The 320-nt window shown below is 70.9% G+C and carries 1 protein-coding gene; it reads left to right on the top strand.

Annotated elements, in window-relative coordinates; genetic code table 11:
- Window positions 1–320: PH domain-containing protein (locus DW306_RS01910; RefSeq protein WP_136053956.1), on the top strand; the 320-nt coding region annotated here is incomplete at both ends.

Below are 320 nucleotides of genomic sequence, written 5' to 3'. Positions count from 1 at the left end.
TCTGGTTCCTCTGGCGGTTCCATCAGTTCCGCATCACCGGCGATCACGTCGAGGTGCGCAAGGGCATCGTCTTCCGGTCGCACCGTCGCGCGCCCCTCGACCGCGTGCAGGGCGTCAACCTCACCCGTCCCTTCCCCGCCAGGATCATCGGACTCGCGAAGCTCGAGGTCGTCGGCGCCGGCAACGACGCGAACGTCGACCTCGAGTACCTCGCGACGTCGCGCGCCGAATCGGTGCGCTCCGACATCCTGCGCCTCGCCTCCGGCGCCAGGGCCGCGCGCCAGGCCGCGCTCGATCCGCAGCAGTCCGATGCGCCGGTG

This window comes from Microbacterium sp. K24, from assembly GCF_004794465.1.
In the GTDB taxonomy this organism is placed as follows: domain Bacteria; phylum Actinomycetota; class Actinomycetes; order Actinomycetales; family Microbacteriaceae; genus Microbacterium.
This window is presented reverse-complemented; position numbering and strand designations above follow the sequence as displayed.